This is a genomic window from Saccharothrix sp. NBAS 001 (assembly GCF_056640475.1).
Window position 1 is genome coordinate 8,391,761 of record NZ_CM153251.1, and the last position, 26,012, is coordinate 8,417,772.

The following is a 26,012-nucleotide window of genomic DNA, read 5'->3' on the forward strand; positions in this document are numbered from 1 at the left end:
CGTGATGTCGCCGCGGGGGAGTCGGGCCCGCTGCCCGGCGGAGCCGCCGCCGAACATCCCCCGGACAGCGGGGTCCTGGGCCGGTGCGCAGGGAGGGCCGCCGCCGATCACCTCCCCGCGCACCGACGTCTCTCAGCCCCCGGCGGCCAGGTCCAGGGGCTCGTAGGCGGTGCGCAGCCGCAGTTCCGCGCCCGGCGCGGCGCCCAGCGCGTCCAGCCCGAGCAGGGCCGCGCCGACCACCGGCGGCACGTCGACCACCCGCACCTCGGCGTGCGGCGCGAGCGCCCGCAGCCGCTCCCGCACCGGGTCCACGACGATCGCGCCGACGCCGGTGAGCACGCCGCCGCCGAGCACCACGTCCACCGGCTCGTCCAGCAGCGCCAAGCGCCGCAACGACACCGAGGCCAGCAGCACGATCTCCTCGACCAGCCGGTCGACCACGGCCAGCGCCACCGCGTCACCGGTCGCCGCGACCTGGAACAGCAGCCGGCACAGCGCGTGCGGGTCGAACTCGACCTGTTCGAGGTGCAGCCGCTCGACCACCTCGGCCAGCGAGGCCGCGCCGTAGTGGGCGATCACCGCGGGCAGCAGGGCGGTCGGCGCGCCGCGCCCGTCCTCGGCCCGCACCGCGAGCCACAGCGCCTTGCTCCCGATGTGCCCGCCGCCGCCCCAGTCGCCGGAGATCGAGCCCAGCGCGGGGAACCGGTGCGTCCGGCCGTCCGGCGCGACCGCGACGCAGTTGATCCCCGCGCCGCACACCACGGCCACGCCGATGCCGTTGGACGTGCCCGCGCGCAGCAGCGCGAACGTGTCGTTGCCGACGACGGTGGTGGCCGACCACCCGCGCTGCTCGATCGCGGCGCGCAGGTCTTGCTCCTCCTGCGGCAGGTCGGCCCCGGCGAGGTAGGCCGCGGTGTGCGCGGCGATCGGCTCGTCGGGGGTCAGCCCCGCCTGGCGGGCCGCCACCCGGGCCAGGCCCTCGAACACCTCCAGGCTGCGCGCCAGGCCGACGTTCTGCGGCGACGCGCCCGGTCCTCGGACCTGGGCGAGCACCCGCCCGTCCACGTCCACCAGCGCCACCGCGGTCTTGCTGTTCCCGCCGTCGATGGCGAGCACCCGGTCGGTCATCAAGCCCCCCGGCCCTTCGCCCACGGCAGGAAGTCGCGGTTGCGCGACACCAGCTCGTCGGCCAGCCGCTGCGCGATCGAGTGCTGCCCGACCAGCGGGTGCGCCAGCAGCGCGTCGGCCACCCGGTCCCGCCCGCCGTGCACCGCGGCGTCCAGCGCCAGGTGCTCGTAGGCGGTCACGTGCGCGATCAGGCCCGCGATGGCGGGCTCCAGCGGTGGCACCGGCAACGCCCGCGCGCCCTGCGAGGTGACCGCCGCCGGCACCTCGACGACCGCGTCCTCGGGCAGGAACGGCAAGGTGCGGCCGTTGCGCACGTTCACCACGTGCTGCTCCGCGCCCGTGCCGCCGGTCAGCGCGTGCACCAGCTGCACGGCGGCCTCGGAGTAGTACGCGCCGCCGCGCTGGGACAGCTGCTCCGGCTTGGTGACGACGTTGACATCGCCGTACAGGTCCAGCAGCTCCTTCTCCACGTTGGCCACGACCTCCGCGCGCGGCGGACTGGTCTTCTGCTTGGTGACAACGTCGTCGTGCTCGTAGAAGTACTTCAGGTAGTACGAGGGGACCATGTCCAGCCGCCGCATCAGCGACGCGGGCAGGCCGATGTGCTCGGCCAGCGCGTCCGCGTGGTTCGCCAGCAGCTCGGGCAGCCGGTCGACGCCGTCCACGAACACCCCGCGCTCCCACGTGAGGTGGTTGAGCCCGACGTGCTCCAGCCGCACCGACTCCGGTTCGACGCCGAGCAGCGCGGAGGTCCAGCGCTGGAACGTGATCGCCACGTTGCACAGGCCGACCGCGCGGTGCCCGGCCTGCAACAACGCGCGGGTCACGATCCCCACCGGGTTGGTGAAGTTGACGATCCAGGTGTCCTCGCCCGCGACGGCGCGCACCCGGTCGGCGATGTCGAGCACCACCGGCACGGTCCGCAGCGCCTTGGCCAGGCCCCCCGCGCCCGTGGTCTCCTGCCCGACGCAGTCGCACACCAGCGGGAACGTCTCGTCCTGGGCGCGGGCCGCCTGGCCGCCGACGCGCAGTTGCAGCAGCACCGCGGCGGCGCCGTCCACGCCCTCGTCGAGGTTCGCGGTGGTGCGGATCCGCGCGGGGTGGCCGGCGTGCTCCAACAGCCGTTGGGAGAACGCGCCGACCACGGCCAGGCGTTCGGCGTCCGGGTCGACCAGGACGATCTCGTCCACCGCGAGGCTGGTCCGGCGTCCCGCGATGCCGTCCACCAACTCCGGGGTGTAGGTCGATCCGCCACCGACAACGGTGAGCTTCATCCTTTGACTCCAGTGAATGTGATGCCCTTGACGAACGAGCGCTGGGCGAAGACGAACAGCACCACGGCCGGGATCATGATCAGCAGCGTCGCGGCCATCGCCAGGTTCCACTGGACGTGGTGCATCCCCTTGAACGACGACAGGGCCAGCGACAGCGTCCACTGGTCGGGCCGCTCGCCGGTGTAGAGCAGCGGGCCGAAGTAGTCGTTCCAGGTGTAGAGGAAGCAGAACAGGGCCGTGGCGGCGATGCCCGGCCGGGCCATCGGCACGATGATCCGCACCAGGGCCTGGAACTCGGTGCAGCCGTCCACCCGCGCGGCGTCCACGTAGGACTGCGGGATGGTGAGGATGAACTGGCGCAGCAGGAAGATGCTGAAGGCGTCGAACAGGAAGTACGGCGCGATCAGCGGCCACAGCGTGCCGGTCAGGCCGAGGCTGGACCAGGTGTCGTACAGCGGCACGGCCACCACCTGCGGCGGCAGCATCATCGCGCCGACCACCAGCAGGAACACCGCGTTGCGCCCGCGCCACCGCAGCTTCGCCAGCGCGTAGGCGGCGGGGATGGACGACAGCAGCATCCCGGCGGTGGCCAGCAGCGAGTACAGCAGGCTGTTGCCGAGGTACTTCAGCAGCGGGGCCTTGTCGAAGACCTCCAGGAAGTTGCCCCAGTGCCACTCGCGCGGCCACAGGTCCCTGGTGAACGCCTGGCTGTCCGACATCACCGCGGTGAGGAACACGAACAGGATGGGCAGCGCGAACATCAGCGCCATCGCGATGCCGATGCTGTGCACCGCCACCCAGTCCAGCGCCCCGCGCCAGTTGCGCGGCTTCGGGGGCGGCGTCTCGCGCGCCCCGGCGTCGCGGTCGAGCACGGCGGTCATGCGCCCCCGCCCCCTTCCTCCTGGTGGCTGGCCTTGCGCATGCGCTGCACGAGCAGCGCCGTGGCGGCGAACGAGACGACGAACAGCACGGTCGCCATCGCCGCCGCGTAGCCCATGTCGAAGAACCGGAAACCCTTGGCGTACAACCACACCGGGAACGTCAGCGTCGAGTTCTCCGGGAAGCCCAGGTTCTTCGTCGCGCCGGTGATGTCCGCCGCGCCGCTGGCCGCCGACCCGGCGACCACCGCCTGGGTGAACAGTTGCAGCGCCAGGATGATCGAGTTCACCACGCCGAACATCAGCACCGGCGAGATGGTGGGCAGCGTGATGTGCCACCACCGCCGCAGCGCGCCCGCGCCGTCCAGCTCGGCCGCCTCGTACTGCTCCTGCGGCACGTCCAGCACGGCGGCCAGGATGATGATCATCAGGTCGCCGGACACCCACAGCATCACCGCGGTGATGCCGACCTTGGACCACGCGGGGTCGGCGAACCACAGCGGGCTCTGCACCCCGAACCAGCTCAGGAACGTGTCCAGCGGGCCCTCGTTCGGCCGCATGACCAGGAAGAACACCAGGGTCGCGGCGACCGGCGGGGCGAGCGAGGGCAGGTAGCACAGGGTGCGCACCAGGCCGACGCCCGACTTGAGCCGGGCCACCACGGACGCCACGCCCAGCGCGAACAGCACCCGGGCGAAGGTCAGCACGACCACGAACCACAGCGTGTTGTACACCGAGGTCAAGAACAGCTTGTCCTTGAACATGAACGCGTAGTTCTCGAACCCGATCCACTCGGGCGGGTTGATCAGGTCGTACTTGGTGAACGAGAACCCGAGGGTGGCGACCAGCGGGTAGCCGAAGAACAGGACGAACCCGATGATCGCCGGCGACATGAAGGCCAGCACGGTCAGCCGGTGGCGGACGCGGGCGCGGGACCGCCCCTTGGCAGGGGCGGGCCGCGTCGCGTCCACGCGTTCGAGCGTGGCGGTCATGACTACTTGCCGCTCTTCGCGATCTCGTCGTCGATCTGCTTGTCGACTTCCTTCAACCCGGCCATCAGGTCCGCGACCTTGCCCGACTGCCAGCTCGTCGCGAAGTCGCCGATCGCCTTGATGTGCGCGTCACCGATCGGGGTCACCGGGTTGCCCTGCAGCTTGTCGCTCTTGGCCAGGTCGATGAAGGTCTTGAAGTTCTCGTCGACCTCCAGCTTCGGGTCGGCCAGCGCGGCCTTGGTGCTCGGGATGTTCTTGATCCCGTTGGCCAGGGTGACGATCGTGTCGGTGTCGAACGACAGGTGCTTGATCAGCTCCCACGCCGCGCCGGCGTTCTTCGCGCCCTTCGGCACGCCCATGATCGTGCCGGTGGTGAAGCCGGTGCCGTACAGGTCGGGCTTGATCGTCGGGAACGGCGCGGTGCCGAACTTGACGTTCGGGGCCTGGTCCTTGAGGAACGCCGTCCGGTACTCGCCGTCGATCATCATGGCGATCTTCTGCTGGTGGAACGCGTGGTCGGTGGAGTACTCCTGGCCGAGCCCGGCGCGGAACCGCTCCAGGTTGTCGAAGCCGTAGAAGTCCACCAGTTCCTTCTGGAACTTCAGCATCTCCGCCCACTCGGGCGTGGCCAGCGACGACTTGCCGTCCGGACCGGCCCACTTCGCGCCGAAGTTCGGCGCCCAGATCGGCGGGCGGTTGGCGTAGAACAGCATGGTCGGCAGGAAGCCCGCGACCTCGATCGAGCCGTCCGGCGCCTTCTTGGTGGTGCGCTTGGCGAAGTCCAGCAGCTCGGCGGTCGTCTTCGGCGGGGTCGTGATGCCGGCCGAGGCGAGCAGCTCCTTGTTGTAGTACAGCCCGTACACGTCGTTGAGCAGCGGCATCGCGCACCGGTTGCCCTTGTACTCGGTGTAGGAGCGCACCGCGTCCGGGATCTGACCCAGGTCGACCTTGTCGCGCTCGATGTATGGCTTGAGGTCCTGGAACGAGCCCGACGAGCAGAACTGGCCGATGTTGTCGGTGGTGAACGACAGCGCGACGTCCGGCGGGTTGCCGCTGCGGATGCCCGCGGTGATCTTGTCGTCGTCCTGGCTGCCCTCGTGCTTGATCTCGGCGTTGGGGTACTTCTTCTTGAAGCTCTCCAACGCCTTGGTGACCTCGTCCTGCTCACGGCCGGAGTAGTTGCTCCAGACGGTGAGCGTGAACTTGTCGTCCTTGCCGGGCGCCGCGGCCAGACCGCCGGCCTGGTCGGACTTGCCCGCGCCTGCCGCGCAGGCGGACAGGGACACCGCGGCGGCCACGCATAGCAACGCTGCGCGGGGGAACGTGCGCATGTGCTCTCCTTCTCTCAACGTGCGGACGGGTACGTTGCGGCCCGCGGGACACCTTCGACGTGGAGTGACGTCTCAGGCGTGCTTCGGGCCCCGGAAGGGTTCGGTCGTGGCGGCGGGTAGGCCGAACACCTGTTCCCTGACGACCGACAGCGCGGAGTGCAGTGCGCCGGAGCGCACCGGTTTCCCGGTCACCAGGGCGAGTTGGATGGGGGTGCGGGGCACCACCAGGCGGCGCAGTTCGGCGGCGACCAGGTCGACCAGCGTGGTGCCGCCGGCCTGGGCGATGTCGCCGGAGAGCAGGACCAGTTCCGGGTCGAGCACCGAGATCACGTTGGCCGCGCCGGTCGCGATCCGGCGGGCCAGGTCGACCAGGAACTCACGGCCAGCCGTGCCCTCGCCGAGGGCCTTGCGCACGGCGGCCTGGCCGGTGCGCGCGGAGACCCCGTGCGCGCGGGCGAGCCGGACGATGGCGGGGCTGTCCAGCAGGTCGCCGTAGCGCCCGCCGGTCCGGTCGGTGCCGGTGTCGGCGGTCGCGTGGTCGGGGACCTGCATGGCGTCGATCTCGCCCGCGCCGCCGGTCGCGCCGCGCAGCAGCGAGCCGTTGACCACGACCGCCGCGCCCACCGCGTCGGCGGGCCACAGCAGCACGAAGTCCTTCACGCCGGTGGCCCGCCCGGCGACCATCTCCTCCAGCGCGACCAGGTTCACGTCGTTCTCGACGGTGACCGCGGTGTCGAGCAGGTCGGTGAGCGTGCCGGGGATGTCGAAGCCCTCCCAGCCGGGCATGTGCGGCGCGTAGTTCAGCCGCCCGGTCGCCGGGTCGACCGCGCCGGGGGAGCCGACCACCACGTGGTGCAGCGCCTCCGGCGCGAGCCCGGCCTGGTTGGCGGCCTTGGTCACCGCGCCGTGGAACGCCTCCAGCACGTCGGTGCGCGGCAGCGGGGCGCTGTGCTCGGTGAGCAGGGTGCCGGAGATGTCGGCGATCGCGACGTCGACGGTGGTCGGGGTGAGGTCGATGGCGGCCACGTGGGCGAGGGCGCCGTTGACCGTCCAGAGCTGGGCGCGGGGTCCGCGCCCGCCGCCGCGCAGGCCGTTGCGCAGGACCGTGCCCTCGGTTTCCAGGCGGGTCAGCAGCTGGGCCGTCGCGGGCTTGGACAGCCCGATGATGCCTTCGAGTTCGGAACGGGTGAGCGGGCCGTTGCGCAGCAGCGCCTCGATCGCCGCGCGGTCGTTGATCTCGCGCAGCAGTCGTGGGCTACCGGCTCGCATCGGTCCTCCTGTCTGTTAACTTTCCAGACGATTTCGGCCACCGTAGTGACGGGGCTCACCCGAGGTCAATGGTCCGAGACGGGTCCGTTACCTGGGTTAGGTTCGCCTAAGGCACCCTGGACGCATGACCGACACTCGTCCTGATTCGCTGGCCCGGCTGCTGGGCGGGCGTGGGGGTGCGCTGGACGCCTCCCTACCGCCGCTGGCGTTCGCCCTGGGGTGGGCGGTGAGCGGGCAGTCCATCGCGGTCGGTGCCGCGGTGGCGGTCGGCTGCGGCGTGGTGATCGGGGCCGTCCGGCTGTTGCGGGGCGAACGGCCGCGCGCCGTCGTGGTCTCGGTCGCGCTGGTCGTGGTCGCGGCCTACATCGCGTTGCAGACCGGGCGGGCCGAGGACTTCTTCCTGCTCCAGATCTTCGTCAACGCGGCGTCGGCGTTGGCCTGGGCGGCGAGCATCGTGGTGCGTTGGCCGTTCCTGGGCGTGGTGGTGGGGCTGCTCACCGGCCAGAAGTTCCGCTGGCGGGCCGACCCCGACCTGATGCGCGCCTACCGGGTGGCCAGCTGGGCGTGGGTCGGGCAGTACGTGCTGCGGGTGGTCGTGTTCGGCGCGCTGTGGGCGACCGGGCAGGTCTTCCTGCTCGGCGTGATGCGGGGCGTCCTGACGTGGCCGTTGCAGGCGGTCTGCATCGCGGCGAGCTGGTGGCTGATCCGCCGTTCGCTGCCCGCCGACCACCCCGGCCTCCGCCACCCGCGGGTGCCCTCGGCGGACGAACCGGTGGCGGACGAACCGGTGGCGGGCGCCGCCGGGCTGGACCCGTCCGGCCAGGACGCGTCGAAGGGGGCGTAGCGGGGCCTGCGGCGGCTGCCGGCCCGGCGTGGGTCAGTTCGGGCGCGGTGCGGTCTCGCCGAGCACCTCCACGGCCGCCAGCCACGCCGCGCCCGCCGAACCCTCGGTCGCGATCCGCACCGTCGAGCGGGTGCGGGCGGTCAGCTCGGCGCGCAGCAGCGCACCCAGCGGGTGGGCGTGGACGAGGCTGCCGACCAGCACGATCGGGGTGTCCGCGGCCGCCGGCCGGCCGGCCAGCGCGAGGTCGGCCAGCACCGACACCGCGTCGGCGATGATCGCCCCGGCGGACGGCGCGGCCGAGTGGGCCGTCACCAGCGGCGCGTAGCGGGCCAGGTTGATCGGGGCGGACCGGTTGACCTCGGTGATCAGCGCCCGCCGGGCGTCCTTGGCCGGGTGCGGCGGGATGTCCGCCAGGTTCAGCACCGCCCAGGTGAGGGCGTCCAGGCCGCCGTCCACCACGCCCGGCCCCCGGCCCTCCAGCGCCCGCAGGGTGGCCCGGACGGCCTCGCGGCCGAGCCAGTACGCCGAGCCCTCGTCACCCAGCAGCCAGCCGTAGCCGCCCGACGTCGCGGTGAGCCGGTGGTCGGTGATGGTGGCCGAGATGGAGCCGGTGCCGGCCACCAGCACGGTGCCGTCCGGGGACGCCGAGCCGGTCGCGAACGCGGCCTCGCAGTCGGTGATCACCCGCATCGGGCAGCGCAGGCCCGCGCCGGTCCAGGCCCGCTCGAACAGCGCGGCCACCGCCGGGTCGGTGAGCTTGCTCGCCCCGGCCATGCCCAGCACGCCGGACTCGACCTTGGTGGCGTCCAGGCCGTCCAGGGCCGCCGAGAGGGCCTGGTTCACGTGCGCCGCGGCCTGCTCCGGCGGGTGGGAGTTGGGGTTCGCGCCGCCCGCCACGCCCGCGCCCAGCCGGGTGCCGTCGAGGTCCAGCACGAGTGCCCTGGTCGAGCTGCCGCCGACGTCGAGTCCCACCACGAAGCCCATTCGACCGAGTATGGGCGAAAACGCGCGGGCCCGGCACGTCCGGAAGGGTCAGACCCGAGGGGGTCGGGCCCTTCCGGGTGGTGCCGGGCCTCGCGGGCGGCGCTCAGCCGCGCGGCAGGAGCACCTCGGCCCGCTTGTCGGAGCCGTTGTGGTGGTGCAGCAGGAGCAGGCCCTGGGCCTTGTCCTCGGCCAGCGCGGCCGGGTCGCGGTGGACGTCGAGCCGGCGGCCCGGCTTGGCCAGGAACACCACGGCCGCCGTGTCGCCCGCGCGCACCGAGTAGCCCGGCTTGAGCGGGTCGAACGACATGGTCCCGCCGATCTTGTCGATGAACCCGCCCTCGTTGCCCGGCGCGGGGTACTGGCCGGTGGTGCCCGCGGTGTAGGTGATCCGGGCGGACGCCGCCGCCGGGTCGATGCCCAGCGCCTTGATCGCCACCGGCAGCACGACCACGTTGCTGTCCATGACGTTCGTGTCGACGTCGCCCTGCTGGGTGTTGATCGGCTGCTCGTCCACCACCGCGTCGTCGGCCACCCGCGTGGTCCGCGCCAGCCACACGTCGGCCACCACGTTGCCGTTGCCGTCCAGCGGTTTGACGACCTTGATCCGGTAGTCGTGCTCGCCGTCGCCGGTGGTGTCGACCCGGATCTCCGGGGTGTTGGCCGAGCCCAGGGTGACCCAGTTCTGCCAGGTCACCACGCCGAACGCGAGCAGCGCGTCGGCCGACTTGTCGACCGCCGCGGTGGAGGACGCGCCGACGTAGCGCAGGTCGCCGCCCTTGGCGCTGCCGTTGACCGCGCAGTCGGTCTTCACCTCGTCGGTGCAGTCGGGCAGCCGGTCCGAGGTGCCCTGCAGTTCGAACGCGCTGACCAGCGACCGGTACGCCTGGTCGCCGTCGCCCTGCGCGAGGCCCCGGCCGCGCAGCCGCAGCGCGGCCTGCTCGTCGCGGAACTCGACCGGGTCCGCCCCGATCTCGGCGACCGGCTTGGGCGCGGCGTACACCGGCACCCGCAGCTGCGTCCGGCCGGACTTGAGCACGACCCGCCCGGACGCCTCGGCGAGGAACTGCCGGGCCATCTCCGCCTGCTGCTTGACCAGCGTCGGGTCGGCGACCTTGCGCAGCTGGTCGGGCGTCACCCGCAGCCCCACCTTGATCTCGGCGGTCTTGCCCGGCCGGACGTGCACGACCGGCGGCCACACCTCGAACCGCGCGCCCGGCACCGAGGTCGCGGCCTGGTAGGACGGGGTCACCACGCGGGTCGCCCGGGACTTGTTGACGATCCGCACGGTCTTCTCCTGCCACACCGGCAGCCGCCCGACCTCCACCGGGCCGAACGACACGCCGACCGCGCCGCGCTCGTCCTCGACCATGGCCAGCAGGTCGGTGTCGACGGCCGACAGCGCGTCCACCCGGCCCGCGCCGACCCGCATCGGGGCCTCGGTGACCCCGGTGGTGCTGTCGTCACCGGACTTCACGTCGGTGCCGGCGGTGTTCACCACCGCGGCCTTGACCTCCTCGACGGTCCAGTCCGGGTGCGCCTGGCGCACCAGCGCGCCGATGCCCGCGACGTGCGGCGACGACATCGACGTGCCGCCCTTGGTGACGCCGCCGTTGCCGGTGCCGAGACCGGCGGACAGGATCGTGTCGCCGGGCGCGGCCACGTCGGGCTTGGCCGCGATCGCGCCGCGCGCGCCCCGCGCCGACGACGGGGTGATGGTGTCGGCGAGGACCGGCGACCAGGTGGGCACCGAGTTGCGCAGCCGGCCGGTCATCGTGACCTGGAGGGTGCCCGCGGTGAACGCCGGGCGGACCTGGCCGGTGGCGGTCCCGGTGAACTGGAACACCGGGATGCCCGCGTTGCCCGCGATGCCGGCCTTGAAGTTGTCCCGGGTGGACGACAGCAGCACGCCCGCCGCGCCCGCCGCCTGGGCGTTGTCGGTGCGCCCGCCGGAGCCGCACTTGCGGGTGGCGTCGTCGTCGTCCCACTCCAGCCAGACGAACCGGCCGGACAGGTCCTGGGTGATCGGCGCGCAGCCGTCGAGGTTGGCCTGGTCGGCGACCGGCACGACCGGCCGGGTCAGGTCGAGCGTGTCGTAGCCGGGGTAGTTCTGGCTGTACTGGCCGCCCCGGTCGCCCTCGCCGGGCACGGTCACGCCGTCCTGGATGGCGAACGCGTCGCGGGTGTTGGCCACCGCGAGCACTTCCGGGGTGTTGGCGGGCGAGCCGCCCACGTCGTAGAAGTCGCCGCCGTTGCCGGCCGACGCGACGACCAGCACGCCGTGCTGCACGAGCTTGCGCACGAACAGGCTGTCCGGGTCGTCCTGGCCGCCGAAGTCCGAGCCCAGGGACATGTTCACCACGTCGAGGTGGTCGGAGAAGTCGCCGTCGCCGTCGGGGTCCAGCGCCCAGTCCATGGCCTGCGCGGCGAGGTTGGTGGAGCCGCCGCAGCCGAACACCTTCAGCGCGTAGAGCGACGCCTTGGGCGCGCTGCCGGGGCCGATCTTCATGGTGCCCAGGACCTCGGGGGTGAGGGTCCGGTAGTCGCCGGCGAACGTGCTGCCGTCGGCGTTCTCGCCGAAGCCGGCGGCGGAGCCGGCGACGTGCGTGCCGTGGCTCTGGCAGTCCAGCGGGTTCGGGTCGGGCTTGGGGGTGGCCTTCTCCGGGTCGTTGGCGTTGTAGTCGTCGCCCGCGAAGTCGTAGCCGCCGACGACCTTCGCGGTCGGCGTCCACGGCTGCGTGCGGTCGACGGCCTGGTACGCCTCGCGGGTGCCGGGGCCGCCGAAGTCGGCGTGCGTGTAGTCGATGCCGGTGTCGATGATGCCGATCCGCATCCCGTCGCCGTAGCGGCCGGTCTGCCGCCAGACCTGCGCGGCCTTGGTGAGCTGCACCGCGCCGGCGTTCTGCACGACCTTGGGCACCGCCAGCCGGACCGCCTTCACCTCGGGCAGCGCGGCCAGCTCGCGGACCTTGGCCGCGTCGGCGTTGACCACGACCCCGGGCACCGCGTTGGCGGTCTTGGCGACCTCCTGGGTGCCGGCGTCCTTGCCGCGCAGCACGTCGAGCACGCGGTTGGCGGTGTCGTCGGTGCGCTGCCGGGTGGCCTGCGCCGCCGCGGCGGCCTGCTGGTCGCCCGCGCCCCGCGCCTTCTCGGTGTCGAACGCCTCGGCGGCGGGCGTGGCGGTCAGCTCGACGAACGCGGTGACCGCGCCGGTCGCGGCGGCCAGCGTCGACCCGACGTGCTCGGACGACCCGGCTTCGACGTGCTCGGCGCGGGTGGGCGCGACCGGGTCGGCCGGCTGGTCGTCGGCATCGGCGACGCCCGAGGTGACGAGCGAGGCGAGCAGTGCGGCGGTGGTGGCGGCGGACGCCCACACCGCACGGTGGTGTGTCATCGGAGCCTTTCGTCGTCGTGCTTCGGCGGACGGCGGGTGGTCGTGGTCACGACGTTCTGCTCGGGGAATGCTTCCGGACTGTGATTCCACGGCAAGTCATCGGACGACTTGACGCGCGTCAGCGGGAACGCACGCCGATTTGGCGACTACAGATCCGATGTATTTCCGGCTGGTGGAGCGGGGTTCCGCGTCCTGCGGGCCGGGCGGGCCCCGCCGGTCCTCTTCGGACGGACCGGGGTCGCGGACCGGCGGTCGGGTGTACGGTCCGGGGCGGTAGACGAAACCCTGGTCGGCACCAGGTCGGTGGTCGGAGCGTGCCGGCCGTCCCGCGCGTGCGCGGGTACGGACCGAGAAGGACAGCCACCGACATGGATGAACAGATCGTCGAACTCTTCCGCGCCCACCTGGCGGACCGGATCCCGGCGGCCGAACTGGACGCCGGCGTCGCGCGGGTCGTGGCGCTGGTCGGCGACGGCACGGACGGCGCCGGCCCCGGTGGGCGCAGCCCGCACCTGCCGCTCACCGCGACCGTCGTGGCCGGGTACCGGGCGCTGCTCGACCGGGTGCCCCGGGCTGAAGCGCTTTCCCTTGTCGCGCGCGCGTTCCACGAGCCGCTGCGGCCGTTTGTGCACGACACGACGAAGGCCGCGCTGGACGCGTCGGACGACCCGTTCCGGGTGATCACCGACGTGTCGAAGGACCGCGAGGACAACTACTTCGGCGCGGACTTCGGGTTCGTCCGGTCGGAGGACCCGGACAGCTACCTGGTGGACGTCACCAGGTGCTACTACGTCGAAGTCCTGGCCAGGTGCGGGGTTCCCGAGCTGGGGCCGGTGTTCTGCGCGTTCGACGCCGCGTGGATCGACGCGATCGACCGCGACCGGCACGGCGTCGACTTCAGCCGGCCGACGACCATCGCGCTGGGCGGGGCCACCTGCCCGTTCCACTTCCGGCGCACCGGGCGCGGCTGAGGCCGGGTCAGGCCAGGTCGGACAACCACTGCTCCACGCCCGCCACGTGCACGGTGGACCACGACCTGGCCAGCTCGACCTGGTGGGCGGCCAGCGCGTCCACGATCGCCCGGTGCTCGGCGACCGTGCGGTCCACCGCGCCGCCCTGCGTGATGCCCCGCCAGATCCGCACCCGCGCGGTCGGCCCGGCCAGCGTGTCGAGCAGCCGGGCCAGGTAGGCGTTGCCCGAGCACTGCGCGATCGCGCGGTGGAACTCCAGGTCGTGCTCGACCAGCTCCTCCACCGACCGCGCCTGCTCGGCGGTCTCGCACAGGGCGCGCAGCGCGGCGACCTCCTCCGCCCCGACGCGTTGCGCGGCCATCGCCGCCGCCGCCGGTTCGAGGATCCGGCGGACCTGCAGCACCTCCAGCACGGAGTCCTCGCCCCGGTGCAGGTCCAGCACGAACGACAGCGCGCCGAGCAGGTCGTCGGCCCGGAGGCTGGACACGTACGTGCCGTCGCCCTGGCGCACGTCCAACACCCTGACCAGCGACAACGCCTTGACGGCCTCGCGCAGCGAGTTCCGCGACAGCCCCAGCCGCTCGGCCAGGTCGGCTTCCCGGGGCAGCCGGTCGCCGGGCTTGAGTTCACCGGACGTGATCATTTCCTTCACGCGCAGGATCGCGTCGTCGGTGACTGCCACGGGCACCTCCGGTAGACCTCGGATGTCTGCCGCCAAGTATGGGCCACCACCTCGTCGCGTCGCGGCCGGACCCGGCGTCCAGAGCCCGTCCAGAAGGATGTTCACGTGTGAAAACACATTACGGTTATCTTCTAACCACAGGTGACGTCGCCCACCAGTTACGGCCATAATGGTCCAGACCATTTGAGGAGGGACCTTGGACACCGTTGTCGCAGCTCCGCGAGCACTGCTCGGTCGCACCATCACCGGTCCCGCCAGCGTGCGAGTCAGGGCGGGCCGGATCGTCGACGTCGTAGCGGGCGAACCGCCCGCCGGCGCCGAGGTGCTCACCGGCGGTCTGCTCACTCCGGGCCTGGTGGACGTGCAGGTCAACGGGGCGGTCGGGGTCGACTTCGCCGAGGTGGACGACGAGGGGATGCGCTTCGTCGCCAGGTCCCTCCCGAAGACCGGTGTGACCCGCTTCCTGCCGACCCTGATCACCGCGCCGGTGCCGGTCGCGCTGCGCCAGGCGCGGGCCGTGCTGGCCGCCTCCGCCGCGCTGCCCGCCGACTCCGGCGCGCGCCCGCTCGGCGTGCACCTGGAAGGCCCGTTCCTGTCGCCCAAGCGGCCGGGCGTGCACGACCCGGCGCTGATGGTGGAGCCGGGACCGGCCGAGATCGACCTGCTGCTGGCCGACGACCTGCGCGGCGCGCTGCGCATGGTCACGCTGGCCCCCGAGCAGCCCGGCGGCCTGGCGGCCGTGCGGCGGCTGTCCGAGGCGGGCGTGCTGGTCGCGGTCGGGCACAGCGACGCCACCGGCGAGCAGACCCGGGCCGCCGCCGAGGCCGGCGCGCGGATGATCACCCACCTGTTCAACGCCCAGCGCCCGCTCGGCCACCGCGAACCGGGCGTGCCCGGCGTCGCCCTGGTGGACGACCGGTTCACCCTCGGGCTGATCGCCGACCTCGCGCACGTCGGCCCGGACGTCTGCCGCCTGGTGTTCAACGCGGCCGGCCACCGGGTCGCCCTGGTCACCGACGCGGTCGCGGCGGCCGGCATGCCGCCGGGCCGCTACCAGCTCGGCGGCGAGGTCGTGGTGCTCAGCGAGGACGGCGTGCCGCGCTCGCCCGAGGGCACCATCGCGGGCAGCGCGCTCACCCTGGACCGGGCGGTGCGCAACATCGTCTCGGTCGGCGTGGACGTCGCGGACGCCCTGGCGTCGGCCACGATCGTCCCGGCGGACGTGATCGGCGAGCCCACCCTGGGCCGCCTCGCGCCCGGCGCGGTCGCCGACCTGGTCTGGTGGGACGACGACCTGCGCCCGCGCAAGGTGTGGGTGGACGGCGAGGTCGTGTTCGACGCCGAGCTGGACCTGAGCCAGGAACTCGCCACGGCGAGGTAGCAACCCGGAACGGCCCGGCGCCCGAGGGCGCCGGGCCGTTTTTCCGTTGACGGCCCTGCCACCGTTGATCGACGTGGACGACAACGACACCGCCGGGATCCTGACCATGGCCGGCCTGGCCACGCCGATGGCGCTGCGGGTGGCGGTCACCCTGGGCCTGCCGGACCGCCTGCGCGACACCGCCGTCACCACCGGGCGGCTCGCGGACGAATTGGGCGCGTCGCCGGTCGCGCTCGGGCTGCTGCTGGGCCACCTCGCGACGCTCGGGATCGTGGAGCCGACCCCGACCGGCCACCGGACCACCCGGCGCGGCACCGCGCTGTGCGCCGACGCCGGCAACCGGCTGGCCGACCTGCTGCACCTGGACGCCGCCGGCGGGCGCGCCGAGCTGGCCTTCGTCGAGCTGCTGCACAGCGTGCGGACCGGTCGCGCCGGCTACCCGCGCCACCACGGCCGGGACTTCTGGGCCGACCTGGCCGAGCACCCCCGGCTGCGGGAGACGTTCGACCGGCAGATGACCGACCGGTTCCGGGCCCACCTGCCGGCGATGGCCGCCGGCTACGACTGGTCCCGCTTCGCCACCGTGGTGGACGTCGGCGGCGGTCGCGGCACCCTGCTCGCCGCGATCCTGGCCGCCCACCCGGGCACCCGGGGCCACCTGGTGGACCTCGCGCTCACCGCCGCCGAAGCGGCCCGGACCTTCGCCGAGCACGGGCTCGGCGACCGGGCGCGGGCGAGCGCGGGCAGCTTCTTCGACCCGCTGCCCGCCGGTGCCGACGCCTACCTGCTGTGCGACGTCCTGCACGACTGGGACGACGAGCGCGCTCACCTGGTCCTGGCCCGCTGCGCCGAGGCCGCCCGGCCGGACAGCCGGGTCCTGGTCGTCGAACCGGTCGGCGGGCGACAGGCCGATACCGCCGCCGACCTGGCCATGCTGGTGATCTTCGGCAGCCGGGAGCGCCGGGTCGAGGAGTTCCGCGCGCTCGCCGCACCCCACGGCCTGGCCCTCGACGCGGTGACCGACCTGCCCGGCGGGCGCTGCCTGCTCGACTTCCGTTTCGCGGGCTGACCCGGCACACCGGCCGATCGTCGGCCGATCGCCGGGCGTGGAGCTGCGGAAACGCCGATGCCCCCGGGTTCGCCGGGGGCATCGGGGCAGTTCGACTAGCGGGTGCGGGTGACCTTGTTCAGGCCGCGCGGGCTGTCCGGGTCGCCGCCGCGCGCCAGCGCCAGGCCGTGGGCCAGCCGCTGGACCGGGAGGATCTCCAGGATCGGCGCGACCTCCTCGGCCGTCTCGGCGACCGGGATGCGCAGCGCCGCCGCCACCTTGTCCGACGCCGAACCGACCGCGAGCACGTCGGCGCCGCGCCCGTGCACCACGTCCAGCACGTCGTGCATGGCCTCGCCGCCCTTGCCCGCGCTGGTCACCGCGAGCACGGCGGTCTCGCCGTCCACCGCCGCGACCGGCCCGTGCAGCAGGTCCGCGCCGGAGTACGCGCGCGCGGCCAGGTAGCTGGTCTCGGCGAGCTTGAGCGCCGACTCCAGCGCGGACGGCAGCGAGTAGCCGCGCCCGGTGGTGAGCACCCGGTCCACGAACCGGTACCGCTGGACGGCCTCCGCGACCGCGTCCGCCGAGGCGTCCAGGGTGGACTGGGCCAGCTCGCCGATGCCCGCGACCGCCGCGCCGTTGCCGCCGCGGATCGCGTCGACCAGCAGGTAGAGCGCGAGCAGCGTGGCGGAGTAGGTCTTGGTGGCCGCGACGGCCTGCTCCACGCCCGCGCCGACGTCCACGGCCAGTTCGGCCGCGCCGTTGAGCGGGGAGTCTGAGGTGTTGGTGACGGCCACGGTCAGCGCGCCTCGGGCGCGTGCCGACTGGGTGACCTCCAGCAGGTCGGGCGACCCGCCGCTCTGGCTGACCGACACGACGAGCACGTCCCGCAGGTCGGGCTGCGCGCCGTAGAGCGTGGTGGTGGACGGGGACACCAGACCGGCGGGCAGCTGGAGCAGCACCTCGGTCAGGTACTTCGCGTAGATGGCCGCGTGGTCGGACGACCCGCGCGCGGCGAGCAGGACGAACCTGGGCTGCCGTTCGCGGATCGCGTCGGCGACCGCCGCGATGGAGGAGCGCCGGGACACCAGGTCCGCGAAGATCGCGGGCTGCTGGCCGATCTCGGCCGCCATGTGCCTGCCGGGCTGGTGGTCGGTCATCGAATGGCCCTTCTCAGGTGCTGGCGGCGATGCGCTCTGCCGCGGCTCGCAGGCACACCCGTGAACCGCCATGGGTGTTCACGCGGGCAGCGGTGCCCAGGTCCGGACCTGGAACGCCGGTCTCGACGTGCACTAGGTCTAGACCAATAGTAACCAGTGAGCGCACCAGGTCGCGAGCCCACGGGAAGCGATGTGCCTCTCTCGTCACGACCACGACCGTGCGCCCGCCGGCCGCCTGGGCGACCTCGGCCGGGTCCCGGGTGTCCAGCACGGTCGTGCCGGGCACCAGGTCGACCAGGTACGGCCCCAGGCCCCACGGCACCTCGTCGCCCACCGCGATGGACGCCTTGACCGCCAGGTCCAGCACCACCGGGGCGCCGGAGAGCTTCAGGTCGCCGGTCACCTCCAGCGCCTGCCGGGCCGCCTTCAGGCCGATCTCCGGGTCGTGCCCGTCGACCGCGGCGGGCGGCGTGCCCAGGGCCGCGGTGCGCCGGGCGGCCTCGGCCAGCCGCTCCCGCGGCAGCTCGCCGCGCTCCACGGCCGCCACGATGGCGTCGATCAGCCACTGCAGCCCGGCGTCGTCCAGCGGCTCGCCGCCCAGGCACAGCGCGTCCACGCCCGCCACCAGCGCCTGGACCGAGCCCTGGGCGAGGTCGCCGCCCACGGCCTTCATGTCCAGCCCGTCGGTGATGATCGCGCCGGTGAAGCCCAGTTCCCCGCGCAGCACCTGGACGGCCTTCGGGTTCAGCGTGGCGGGCAGCGGGCCCCACCCCTGGACCACCAGGTGCCCGGTCATGACCGACCGGACGCCCGCCTGCACGGCCGCGCGGAACGGCACCAGCTCGACCTCGCGCAGCTCCTGCTCGGTGCGCGGGAGCACCGGCAACGCCTCGTGCGAGTCCACAGTGGACGCACCGTGACCGGGGAAGTGCTTGGCGCACGCGGCGACACCGGTGGCCTGCATCCCGTCCACGAACGCGGCCACGTGCTCGCCCGCCGCCTTCGGGTCGGACCCGAAGGCCCGCACGCCGATCACCGGGTCGTCCAGGGTCAGCACCAGGTCCGCGGAGGGCGCCAGGTTCAGGCTCACCCCGGTCTTGGCCAACCGGGCCCCGATCGACGCGGCCACCGCACGGGTCAGCCCCAGGTCGCCCGCCGCGCCCAGCGCGTGGTTGCCCGGGACCTCGGAGCCGACCGCGGCGTCCAGCCGGGTGACGTCGCCGCCCTCCTCGTCGATGCCGATGACGACGTCCGGCCGCACCCCGCGCAACGCCGCCGTGAGCGCCGTCACCTGGGCGTCGTCCACGACGTTGCGGCCGAACAGCACCACACCGCCGAGACCGTCCGCCACCCGCTTGAGCAACCAGTCCGGAGCCGTGGTGCCGTGGAATCCCGGCAGCAGCACGGCAGCGGCGAGCTGGTGCAACGACATGTCGTCTTATCCCTTCACGGCGCCGGCGGTGACGCCGCCGACCATCTTGCGCTGGACGATCAGGAAGAACACCAGCACCGGCAGGGTGAACAGCGCCGAAGCGGCCATCGCGCCACCCCAGTCCGTGCCGAAGTTGGTCTGGAAGCCGGACAGCCAGACCGGCAGCGTCTCCTTGGTCTGGTCCTTCATCAGCGACAGCGCGAACAGGAACTCGTTCCACGCGGTGACGAACGCGAACACCGACGTGGCCACCAGGCCCGGACCGAGCAGCGGCAGCGTGACGCGGCGGAACGCGCCCCACCGGCCGCAGCCGTCCACCATCGCGGCCTCTTCCAGCTCCAGCGGGATGCCGTTGACGAACCCGCGCAGCGTCCACGCGCAGAACGGCAGCGTCACCGCGAAGTAGATCAGCGCCAGCGACGGCAGCTTGTCGAGCAGGTCGAGGTCCCGCATCATCAGGAACATCGGGATCAGCAGCGCCTCGAACGGGGCGAGCTGCGCGATCAGCATCAGCAGCACGAAGCCCTTGCGGCCCCGGAACCTCAGCCGCGACATGGCGACCGCGGCGAGCAGGCCGACGAGGATCGCGCCGGCCACCGCCGCCAGCGACACCATCAGGCTGTTGGCCAGCGACTGGAGGAACCCGGGCTTGGCCCACGCGGTCGCGAAGTTCGTCGTGGTCACCGAGAACGGGATCAGGTCGTAGCCGGTGGACAGCAGGTCCTTGGTCGGCTTGAGCGCCGAGGACACCATCCAGTAGGTCGGGAAGGCGAAGAACACCGCGATGAGCAGCGCGGCGGCGTTCGCCGAGATCTTCTTGGCGATCACAGCGCGCCCTCCTGCTTGATCAGCCGGCGCAGGTACTGGAAGGTGAGCAGGCCGAGGATCACCATCATCACCACGGACACCGCGGCGGCCACGCCGAAGTGGCTCTTGGAGATGCCCTCCAGGTACTGGTAGACGGGCAGCGTGGTGCTGCCGCCGTCCGGCCCGCCCTTCTTGAACGCCCAGATCTGCGCGAACACCTTGAAGTCCCACAGCAGGGACAGGAAGGTGACCATCAGCATCAGCGGGCGCAGTTCCGGCCAGGTCACCGCGCGGAAGGTCTGCCACATCGACGCGCCGTCGATGCCGGCGGCCTCGTACTGGTCGCGCGGAATCGCGATCGCGCCCGCGTACAGCGAGAACGCCAGGAACGGGATCGCCTGCCAGACGATCAGCAGCCCGATCACGGCCAGCGTGGACGTGCCGGTGGAGAACCAGGAGAACCCGGCGAAGCCGTCGAACCCGAGCTTCACCAGGGTCTTGTTCAGGATCCCGTACTGCTGGTCGAACATCCACTGGTAGACGGTGGTCGCCGCGAGCAGGGGCATCGCCCACGCCAGCAGCATGGCCACCTGGAGCACGATCCGCACCACCGGGGACAGCTGCCGCATCAGCAGCGCGATCAGCAGACCCGCCAGCACCGAGACCACGACCACGACCGCGGTGAACACCACGGTGCGCACGGCGATGGCCCAGAACGCCGAGTCGCCCAGGATGGACGTGTAGTTGTCCAGACCGACCCAGACGACCTCGCCCCGGGTCAGCTCCTTGAGGTTCAGCTTGCGGAAGCTGGTCACGAACAGCGACAGGACCGGCCAGCCGATCAGCCAGAGGATCCCGATCAGCGCGGGGGCCAGCAGCAGGTAGGGCAGCAGCCGGTCGAAGCTGCTGCCCTGACGGCGCTTTGCGCCGCCCGGAGCGGCACGCCGGGGTGCCGACTTGTCAGTCGGCACCCCGGCGTCGGTGGTGTGAACCGCCGTCATGCTGAGGTCATCCGCCCAGGGTCTTGGACAGGGCGGCGTTGGCGTCACCGGTGGCCGCGTCGAGCGACTTGGCCCCGGTCAGGTACGCGGTCAGCATGTCCTTGAGCGGGTTCTGGCCCGCCTCGACGGCAGCCCAGGCCGGCGTGGTCGGGGTGACCTTGCCGTTCGGGGCGGACGCGGCGAGGGCCTTGCCCAGCGGGCTGGTGGCCAGCTTGGCGGTGTCCTTCGAGGTGCCCGGGACGGCGCCGGCCTCGGCCAGCTGGTCCTGGTACTTCTTCGAGCTCAGCAGCTTCAGGTAGCCCTTGGCCAGGTCCTGGTTCTTCGAGCCCTGCGGGATGGCCAGGTTCGAGCCGCCCAGGAAGACCGGGGCGGTCTTGCCCGAGGTCTTGGACGGGATCGGGAACGCGGCGGTCTTGTCCTTCAGGGTCGGGTCGGCCTTGACGGCGCTGCCCAGCTCCCACGGGAGGCCGATCATCATGCCGACCTTGCCCTTGGCGAACACCTCGAACTGCTGCGGCGTCGCCTCGTCGGCGTCCTTCGGCGCCTTGGTCGCCGAGGTGTCGACCAGCTTCTTGTAGAAGTCCAGGCCGGCCTTCGCCTCGGGGGTGTTCAGCGCACCGGCCCACGCGGAGCCCTGCGCCTTGGCGACGTCGCCACCCTCGTCCCAGATGAACGAGAGCAGGGCGTACCAGGACTGGCCCGGCAGGTACAGGCTCTGGAACTCCGGGTCCGCCGCGTTGGCGGTCTTCAGCTTCTCGATCGCGGCCACCCACTCGTCACGCGACTTGGGGGCGTCCGCGATGCCGGCGGCCTGGAACAGGTCGGTCCGGTAGATCACCGTGCGGTTCGCGGCGTAGAACGGCATGCCGTACTGCTTGCCGTCCCAGGTCAGCGAGTCCTTGAGACCGCCGAGCCACTCACCGCCGTTGAGGTTGGAGACGTCGCCGCTCAGGTCGAGCAGGGTCTCCTCAGCCGCGAACTTCGCCGTCTGGGTGTTGCCCAGCTCGATGACGTCCGGCGGGTTGTTGCTGCTCAGAGCGGTGGTCAGCTTCTCCTGGATGCCGGTCCACTTCTGAACCTCGTACTTGACGGTGACGCCGGAGTTCGACTCCTGGAACTCCTTGTTGAGCGCGTCGGTCAGGGTGGTCGGCGCGGAGCCGTCCATCAACCAGACCGTCAGCGTCTTGGGTTCACTGGAGTTCCCAGTGCCGTTGTTGGTGCTCGTGCCACATCCAGCCACGGCCACCGCGAGTGCGGCGGCACCTACGGCCAGTCCTCTCCAGCCCTTCACGTGTGCGCCCTTTCGAATTGCCCGGTCCCAGCGACCGGAACGCCTAAAGTGGTGTAGACCAATGCGGCCTAGAGTGTGCCTCGCCACAAGGCATGTCAAGGACGTTGCCGAGACGTTGCAAAGTCATCGGATCAATATCCTCCCCTCTTGTCGGGGGTTCGGGCGCACGATCCGACGTGGACAAGGCATCCTGTGCTGGGAGCGCTGGCAAGGTCGAGGAGGAAGGCAATGCTGGAGACGAGCCCTGCATCTGGTGTCGACGCCAGGTCTCGCGCGCAGCGCGAGCCGAAGTACTGGGGACTCAAGCGGCACCTGCTCGACCTGCTGCGCGCGTTGCCACCGGGATCACCGATCCCGACCGAGCGTTCGCTGGCGGCCGAGTTCGACGTGTCGCGGACCACGGTGCGGCAAGCGCTTGCGGAACTCACGGTCGAGGGTCGGTTGCTGCGCGTGCAGGGCAAAGGCACGTTCGCGGCGGAACCCAAGGTGGCGCAACGCCTTCAGTTGTCGTCGTACACAGAGGACATGAAAGCCCAGGGCAGGCAGCCCTCGTCGCGCCTGATCGAGGCGTCCGAGATGCCCGCCGAAGCCGAACTCGCCCGGCTGCTGGGGGTGCGCGCGGGGGCCAAGGTGCTGCGCCTGCACCGCCTGCGACTGGCCGACGGCGAGCCGATGGCGATCGAGACCACGCACCTGGCGCTGGGTCGCTTCCGCGGTCTGCGCCGCTACCTCGCACCCGGTGCCTCGCTGTACCAGGTGCTGCGGGAGCGGTTCGGGGTCGAGATGGGCCACGCCGAGGAGACTATTGAGACCGCGCTGGCTTCGCCCGAGGAAGCCGAACTGCTGGGTGCGGACATCGGCCTGCCGATGCTGCTGCTGTCCCGTCACTCCTTCGACACGGAGGGCAACCCGGTCGAGTGGGTCCGGTCGGTCTACCGGGGCGACCGCTACAAGTTCGTCGCGACGCTGAACCGTCCGGTGGACTAGCGCGGAACGACCGGCCGAGCACAATGGCCGGGTGGCGGACACGGTCCAGTGGGGAACTCCGCGCGCACGGGCCGTGCTCGCGACGACCGTCCTCGGTTCGGGGATGGCGATGCTCGACAGCACCATCGTCAACGTGGCGCTGCCGCGGATCGGCGCGGAACTCGACGCCGACGTGGCCGGGCTGCAGTGGATCCTGGACGGCTACCTGCTGTCGCTGGCCTCGTTGATCCTGGTCGCGGGCTCGCTGGGCGACCGGTACGGCCGCCGGCGGGTGTTCGTGTTCGGCGTGGTCTGGTTCGGCCTGGCGTCCCTGCTGTGCGGGCTCGCGCCCAACACCGGGCTGCTGGTCGTGGCCAGGGTGTTGCAGGGCGTCGGCGGCGCGCTGCTCACCCCCGGCTCGCTGGCGATCATCCAGTCCGCATTCGTGCGGGACGACCGGGCGCGTGCGATCGGCGCGTGGTCGGGCCTGGCGGGCGTGGCCACCGCGGTCGGGCCGCTGGTCGGCGGGCTGCTGGTGCAGGCCTGGTCGTGGCGGCTGGCGTTCCTGGTGAACCTGCCGGTCGCCGTGGTGTGCGTGTGGCTGGCGCGCCGGTGCGTGCCCGAGTCGCGGGACGCGCAACTCACCGGTCGGCCGAACATCTCCGAGTCAGTTGTCGGAGCTTTGGGCCTGGCCGGGTTGACCGGCGCGCTGGTCGAGGCGCCCGCCCGGGGCCTCGACGCGGTGGTGGTCGCGGCGGGCGTGGCCGGGGTCGTCGGGCTGACCGCGTTCGTGCTGCTCCAGCGCCGGGGCAAGGACCCGCTGGTCCCCCCTCAATTGTTCAACAATGCAACCTTTGTGCTGGCCAACGCCCTGACGTTCCTGGTCTACGCGGCCCTGGGCGGGGTCATGGTGCTGATGGTCCTCCAGCTCCAGGTGTCGCTCGGCTACTCGCCCACGGCGGCCGGGCTCGCCAGCCTGCCGCTCACCCTGATCATGCTCGCGCTGTCCGCCCGGTCGGGTCGGCTCGCCCAGCGGATCGGGCCCCGGATCCAGCTTGTCGTCGGACCTCTGCTCGTGGCGGCCGGGATGCTGCTGCTTCGGAGAGCCGAACCGGGCGCGGGGTACCTGGACGGGGTGCTGCCCGGGGTGCTGGTCTTCGGCTTCGGCCTGGCGGCCGTGGTGGCCCCGGTGACGGCGACCGTGCTGGCCGCCGCCCCCGACCGGTACGCGGGCGTCGCCTCGGGCGTGAACAACGCCGTGGCGCGGACCGGGAGCCTGGTGGCCGTGGCGGTGCTGCCGGCCGTGGCCGGGCTGACCGGGGCCGGGTACGCCGACCCGGCGGCGCTGACGCACGGCTGGCAGACGGCGCTGCTGGTGTGCGCCGCCGCGGCGGCGGTCGGCGGCCTGCTCGCGCTCGGCACCGACAACGACGTCCTGCGCCCGGTGCCGCCGGGCCGCGACTGCCACAGCTGCGGCGTGGACGCCCCGCCCGCCCGCACCCGCGTCTGACGCCCGCGTCCGACTCCCCGGGGCGGCCCGGCCCGGCGCGGCGTCAGGCGGAGAGCAGGCGCAGGTAGGCGGCGGGGTCGACGTTGCCGCCCGACACCACCGCCACGGTCCGCTCCGGCCACCGCCCGGCGTGCGCCAGGTAGGCCGCCACCGCGACGGCCCCGCTGGGCTCCACGACCAGCCGCGCCCGGCCCGCCAGCCGCCGCACCGCGTCGGCGATCTCGTCCTCCGTCACGGTCACCACGTCGTCCACAAAGGTCTGGATGTGAGCGAACGTCAACTCCGACAGCTCGGCCCGCAACCCGTCCGCCGACGTCCGCTCCCGCTCCGCCGCCGGCCAGCGCGCCAACCGCCCGGCCCGCAACGACTCCGCCGCGTCCGCAGCCAGCGCCGGCTCCACGCCGACCACCCGGGCCCCCGGCCGCAGCGCCTTCACCGCCGTCGCCACGCCGGAGATCAGCCCGCCGCCGCTGACCGGCACCAGCACCACCTCCACCGCCGGGCAGTCCTCGACCACCTCCAGGCCGACCGTGCCCTGCCCGGCGATCACGTCGACGTGGTCGAACGGCGGGATCAGCGTCGCCCCGAGCCGCTCGACCAGCTCGTGCGCGCGGGACTCGCGCTGCGCCATCGGCACCAGCACCACCTCCGCGCCCCACTCCCGGGTCGCCGCGATCTTCACCTCGGGCGCGTTCTCCGGCACCACGATCACCGCCGGCACCCCGAACGCGCGCGCCGCGAACGCGACCGCCTGCGCGTGGTTCCCGCTGGAGTACGCCACGACCCCGCGCGCCCGCCGCTCGTCCGACAGCCGCGCCAGCGCGTGGTAGGCGCCGCGGATCTTGAACGCGCCCACCGGCTGGAGGTTCTCCGGTTTGAGCCAGAGCCGGTCGTCGAACCGCAGCAGCGGGGTGCGCACGACCACGGGGGCGATCACGCCGGCGGCGGAGCGGATGTCGGAGATCGTCACGAGTGCCATGGAGACGATCCTCACCCGCGGTGAACCGCCCGGGCCGGCGACCCGTCCCCCGAAGACGATGGAAAAGTTGGAGATCAAGCCCGCGCAGGTGGTCGCGGGCGCGTTGGGCGCGGTCACCGCCGCCGTGCTGGGCGCGAGGTTGAACCTGGCGGGGACCGTGGCGGGCGCGGCGATGGCCAGCGTGGTGAGCACCGTCGGCGCCGCCGTCTACCAGCGCTCGATCGAGCGCACGCACGTCCGCTGGGCCGCTGCGGCGCTGTCCGCGGCCCTCGTCTTCCTTGTGGGCCTCATCACATTTGGCGGCGTCGACCAGGTACGCGGGACCGCTGTTCCCTCTTCCACGGTCGAGGCTCCCGAGCAGCCGGGGGCACCGAATGGCCGACCCGAAGGGAACACCACGGCACCCACGTCCAGCACCACACCTGAACCGACGCCGACCACCGGGTCGTCGGTTGCGCCGACCCCCACCACCCCGCTACCGACCACTACGCCGAGCGAAACCGGAAAGCCTCCGGTATCACCCGGTCGGCCCAGCAGCATTCACACGTCGGGGCCATGAGTGGCCGAAACCCTTACTTCTGGCAAATCACCCCAAATCGGTGATCGTCTCATTACCTTGAGTGAGAGTTAACTGTCAATTGCTACACAGCGCAGTCAAATGGTCGTGAGCTGTGACACACTTCCCCCTCGGAT

At 72.4% G+C, this 26,012-nt stretch carries 22 protein-coding genes; 7 read left to right on the forward strand and 15 right to left on the reverse strand.

All coding sequences use genetic code 11. The annotated features are described in order from the left end of the window. Nucleotides 1-132: 132 nt before the first annotated feature. From AC0HI0_RS37170 to AC0HI0_RS37195, 6 genes are all read right to left on the reverse strand, one after another. On the reverse strand, nucleotides 133-1,128 hold the full coding sequence (locus AC0HI0_RS37170; protein WP_480928146.1) for an N-acetylglucosamine kinase: 996 nt from the start codon (nucleotides 1,126-1,128) through the stop codon (nucleotides 133-135). Continuing rightward, nucleotides 1,128-2,402, reverse strand: a complete 1,275-nt coding sequence (locus tag AC0HI0_RS37175) for a 6-phospho-beta-glucosidase (RefSeq protein ID WP_480928147.1) — start codon at nucleotides 2,400-2,402, stop codon at nucleotides 1,128-1,130. The genes AC0HI0_RS37170 and AC0HI0_RS37175 overlap by 1 nt, the downstream gene beginning before the upstream one ends. Beyond that, a complete protein-coding gene (locus tag AC0HI0_RS37180; protein WP_480928148.1) occupies nucleotides 2,399-3,283 on the reverse strand; it encodes a carbohydrate ABC transporter permease in 885 nt (294 codons plus the stop codon). Before AC0HI0_RS37180 ends, AC0HI0_RS37175 begins: the two co-directional genes overlap by 4 nt. After that, entirely contained in the window at nucleotides 3,280-4,272 is a 993-nt protein-coding gene (locus tag AC0HI0_RS37185; RefSeq protein ID WP_480928149.1) for a carbohydrate ABC transporter permease, read from the reverse strand. The genes AC0HI0_RS37180 and AC0HI0_RS37185 overlap by 4 nt, the downstream gene beginning before the upstream one ends. 2 nt (nucleotides 4,273-4,274) lie before the next feature. Further along, entirely contained in the window at nucleotides 4,275-5,603 is a 1,329-nt protein-coding gene (locus AC0HI0_RS37190; RefSeq protein WP_480928150.1) for an ABC transporter substrate-binding protein, read from the reverse strand. Between the two features lie 72 nt (nucleotides 5,604-5,675). Further along, nucleotides 5,676-6,872, reverse strand: coding sequence for an ROK family transcriptional regulator (locus AC0HI0_RS37195; RefSeq protein ID WP_480928151.1), 1,197 nt, complete (start codon nucleotides 6,870-6,872; stop codon nucleotides 5,676-5,678). Between the two features lie 124 nt (nucleotides 6,873-6,996). On the opposite strand from AC0HI0_RS37195, the gene AC0HI0_RS37200 reads away from it, so the two are divergent. Then, nucleotides 6,997-7,716, forward strand: a complete 720-nt coding sequence (locus tag AC0HI0_RS37200; protein WP_480928152.1) for a DUF3159 domain-containing protein — start codon at nucleotides 6,997-6,999, stop codon at nucleotides 7,714-7,716. 33 nt (nucleotides 7,717-7,749) lie between these two features. On the opposite strand, the gene AC0HI0_RS37205 is transcribed toward AC0HI0_RS37200, so the two are convergent. Together AC0HI0_RS37205 and AC0HI0_RS37210 are read right to left on the reverse strand one after the other, a co-directional pair. After that, on the reverse strand, nucleotides 7,750-8,700 hold the full coding sequence (locus tag AC0HI0_RS37205) for an N-acetylglucosamine kinase (RefSeq protein WP_480928153.1): 951 nt from the start codon (nucleotides 8,698-8,700) through the stop codon (nucleotides 7,750-7,752). Between the two features lie 103 nt (nucleotides 8,701-8,803). Beyond that, nucleotides 8,804-12,091 (reverse strand): S8 family serine peptidase, encoded by a 3,288-nt coding sequence (locus tag AC0HI0_RS37210; RefSeq protein ID WP_480928154.1) that lies wholly within the window; start codon nucleotides 12,089-12,091, stop codon nucleotides 8,804-8,806. A 368-nt stretch (nucleotides 12,092-12,459) separates the two neighbouring features. On the opposite strand from AC0HI0_RS37210, the gene AC0HI0_RS37215 reads away from it, so the two are divergent. Then, on the forward strand, nucleotides 12,460-13,062 hold the full coding sequence (locus AC0HI0_RS37215; protein WP_480928155.1) for an L-2-amino-thiazoline-4-carboxylic acid hydrolase: 603 nt from the start codon (nucleotides 12,460-12,462) through the stop codon (nucleotides 13,060-13,062). Nucleotides 13,063-13,069: 7 nt separating this feature from the next. On the opposite strand, the gene AC0HI0_RS37220 is transcribed toward AC0HI0_RS37215, so the two are convergent. After that, nucleotides 13,070-13,744 (reverse strand): FadR/GntR family transcriptional regulator, encoded by a 675-nt coding sequence (locus tag AC0HI0_RS37220; protein WP_480928156.1) that lies wholly within the window; start codon nucleotides 13,742-13,744, stop codon nucleotides 13,070-13,072. 196 nt (nucleotides 13,745-13,940) lie between these two features. Here AC0HI0_RS37220 and nagA point away from each other — a divergent pair, with 196 nt between their 5' ends. Beyond that, entirely contained in the window at nucleotides 13,941-15,125 is a 1,185-nt protein-coding gene (gene nagA, locus AC0HI0_RS37225) for an N-acetylglucosamine-6-phosphate deacetylase (protein WP_480928157.1), read from the forward strand. Between the two features lie 73 nt (nucleotides 15,126-15,198). Continuing rightward, nucleotides 15,199-16,194 (forward strand): methyltransferase, encoded by a 996-nt coding sequence (locus tag AC0HI0_RS37230; protein WP_480928158.1) that lies wholly within the window; start codon nucleotides 15,199-15,201, stop codon nucleotides 16,192-16,194. Between the two features lie 95 nt (nucleotides 16,195-16,289). On the opposite strand, the gene AC0HI0_RS37235 is transcribed toward AC0HI0_RS37230, so the two are convergent. From AC0HI0_RS37235 to AC0HI0_RS37255, 5 genes are read right to left on the reverse strand one after another with little or no spacing between them, the layout of a single operon-like run. Next, nucleotides 16,290-17,333 (reverse strand): SIS domain-containing protein, encoded by a 1,044-nt coding sequence (locus AC0HI0_RS37235; protein WP_480928159.1) that lies wholly within the window; start codon nucleotides 17,331-17,333, stop codon nucleotides 16,290-16,292. Nucleotides 17,334-17,346: 13 nt separating this feature from the next. Further along, nucleotides 17,347-18,765 (reverse strand): glycoside hydrolase family 3 protein, encoded by a 1,419-nt coding sequence (locus tag AC0HI0_RS37240; RefSeq protein WP_480928160.1) that lies wholly within the window; start codon nucleotides 18,763-18,765, stop codon nucleotides 17,347-17,349. 6 nt (nucleotides 18,766-18,771) lie between these two features. Further along, entirely contained in the window at nucleotides 18,772-19,593 is an 822-nt protein-coding gene (locus AC0HI0_RS37245) for a carbohydrate ABC transporter permease (RefSeq protein ID WP_480928161.1), read from the reverse strand. Then, on the reverse strand, nucleotides 19,590-20,573 hold the full coding sequence (locus AC0HI0_RS37250; RefSeq protein ID WP_480928162.1) for a carbohydrate ABC transporter permease: 984 nt from the start codon (nucleotides 20,571-20,573) through the stop codon (nucleotides 19,590-19,592). Before AC0HI0_RS37250 ends, AC0HI0_RS37245 begins: the two co-directional genes overlap by 4 nt. 7 nt (nucleotides 20,574-20,580) lie before the next feature. Then, nucleotides 20,581-21,864 (reverse strand): sugar ABC transporter substrate-binding protein, encoded by a 1,284-nt coding sequence (locus AC0HI0_RS37255; RefSeq protein WP_480928163.1) that lies wholly within the window; start codon nucleotides 21,862-21,864, stop codon nucleotides 20,581-20,583. Nucleotides 21,865-22,092: 228 nt separating this feature from the next. Here AC0HI0_RS37255 and AC0HI0_RS37260 point away from each other — a divergent pair, with 228 nt between their 5' ends. Further along, nucleotides 22,093-22,851, forward strand: coding sequence for a GntR family transcriptional regulator (locus tag AC0HI0_RS37260; protein ID WP_015097892.1), 759 nt, complete (start codon nucleotides 22,093-22,095; stop codon nucleotides 22,849-22,851). A 31-nt stretch (nucleotides 22,852-22,882) separates the two neighbouring features. After that, on the forward strand, nucleotides 22,883-24,340 hold the full coding sequence (locus tag AC0HI0_RS37265) for an MFS transporter (RefSeq protein WP_480928164.1): 1,458 nt from the start codon (nucleotides 22,883-22,885) through the stop codon (nucleotides 24,338-24,340). Between the two features lie 43 nt (nucleotides 24,341-24,383). Here AC0HI0_RS37265 and AC0HI0_RS37270 read toward each other — a convergent pair whose 3' ends face one another. Continuing rightward, nucleotides 24,384-25,319 carry a threonine ammonia-lyase gene (locus AC0HI0_RS37270; protein WP_480928165.1) on the reverse strand — a complete coding sequence of 312 codons (936 nt, stop codon included), beginning with the start codon at nucleotides 25,317-25,319 and terminating at the stop codon, nucleotides 24,384-24,386. Here AC0HI0_RS37270 and AC0HI0_RS37275 point away from each other — a divergent pair. Then, nucleotides 25,294-25,878 (forward strand): hypothetical protein, encoded by a 585-nt coding sequence (locus AC0HI0_RS37275; RefSeq protein WP_480928166.1) that lies wholly within the window; start codon nucleotides 25,294-25,296, stop codon nucleotides 25,876-25,878. The two genes, AC0HI0_RS37270 and AC0HI0_RS37275, sit on opposite strands and share 26 nt — an antisense overlap. Nucleotides 25,879-26,012 lie beyond the last annotated feature (134 nt).